This is a genomic window from Catellatospora sp. NPDC049609 (assembly GCF_040675365.1).
Lineage (GTDB): Bacteria > Actinomycetota > Actinomycetes > Mycobacteriales > Micromonosporaceae > Catellatospora.
On record NZ_JBFAOU010000448.1, the window covers coordinates 1 to 1,576 of the forward strand.

At 66.4% G+C, this 1,576-nt stretch carries 2 protein-coding genes; one reads left to right on the forward strand and one right to left on the reverse strand.

Translation table 11 applies throughout. The features are described from left to right. Nucleotides 1-197: transposase (locus AB0J67_RS41030; RefSeq protein WP_363491222.1), on the reverse strand; the 197-nt coding region annotated here is incomplete at its 3' end. Between the two features lie 359 nt (nt 198-556). On the opposite strand from AB0J67_RS41030, the gene AB0J67_RS41035 reads away from it, so the two are divergent. Next, nucleotides 557-1,486, forward strand: a complete 930-nt coding sequence (locus tag AB0J67_RS41035) for an IS5 family transposase (RefSeq protein ID WP_363491224.1) — start codon at nt 557-559, stop codon at nt 1,484-1,486. Nucleotides 1,487-1,576 lie beyond the last annotated feature (90 nt).

Genomic DNA, 1,576 nt, shown 5'->3' on the forward strand with positions numbered 1-1,576 from the left:
TGGGGCAGGTAACGCCAGGCGATGCCGGTGCGGTTGACGTAGAGGATGGCGTTGAATATCTCCCGCAGGTCGTAGCTGGGTTTGCGGCCGCCGACACCGGCGTCGGCGCGGGCCTGGCGCCACGCGGTCAGCCGTGGCGCGATCAGTGCCCAGCGGGCGTCGGACAGGTCGGAAGGGTACGCGGGCCGTCCGGTCATGCCGCCGTTCTACTATCGACAGCGGCCATTAGGGCGCACCCGATGTCCGGCAAACCTCGCCTTTGTGAATGAGACACGATTCGCTGGAGAAACCCGGTGCCCGAATCGGGGCAACTCCGTCCACAAGCCGCTTGCCGGTCTACGCCCCTGAGCGTAAGGACGCCTGGCGAACCAACGCGAGCTACCTCATACGTAATTGAAACGTCCAGTCAGTGCCTGTTAAAGATCCAGGTGAGCGGGATTGCCAGGTCTTGATGACGCGGGAATCCGAATCGGTCTCGGAGTGTCGCGCGGGCATGAAGTAGGGCCTTCCGGTACGGCTGTGGTTGTCGAAGCCATGCCACCCTGAAGGCCCTACCGTGTCTTTCTACCTGGTCTGCGGTCAGGCCGCTGCCGCACCCCCTCAGCCCGGCGCAGAGCACCTGCCCACGACCCGCCCGCGCCGCTACCCATCCGACACGTCCGACACCGAATGGCAGCTCATCGCTGCGTACCTACCCGCGGGCGGCACCGGCGACCAAGGCGGGCGCCCAGTGCTGTACCCACGTCGCGACATCGTCGATGCCATTCGCTACCTCGACCACAACAGCTGCGTGTGGCGGGCACTGCCCGTGGACTTTCCGCCCTGGCCGACGGTCTACTACTACTTCAAGACCTGGACCCGCGACGGCACCCTCACCCGCCTGCACGACGGCCTGCGTGAACAGGTGCGTGTTGCCGAAGGCCGCAACGCCACCCCGACAGCGGCGATCATGGACTCGCAGTCGGTGCGCGCTGCCGAGACCGTCGCCAAGACCAGCCGCGGCTACGACGCGGGCAAGAAGGTCAACGGACGCAAGCGTCACATCGTCGTGGACACCACCGGCCTGCTGCTGGTCATCCTGGTCACCAACGGCACTGTCCAGGATCGCGATGCCGCACGCGCACTGCTGTGGGCGTTGCGCACCTGCTTCACCGGCGTGATCAAGGTCTGGGCCGACGCCGGATACGCGGGCCAGCTCGTCGACTGGGCCACCGGCGTGCTGGGCCTGACCGTTCAGATTGTCCGCAAGCTCGCCGGCCAGGTCGGATTCCAGCTCATTCACCGCAGATGGGTCGTAGAGAGAACCCTGTCGTGGATCACCCGCTGCCGGCGCACCGTGCGCGACTACGAGCGCCATCCTGAACACCACGCCGCGATGGTCCAGTGGGCCATGGTCATCGTCATGACCCGACGGCTGGCCCGCTACCACCGCACCGGCCGCCTGCGACCCGCTGTCGGCGGCAGGCAGTCGGTCTGCGCAGCCTAGTGCTCTGACCGGAAAGGTTCGCCGGGTTGATGGCTGTCGGGATTGGATGTAGCCCGACATCCGATCCGACGTTGGAGGCAAGGTGGCGGA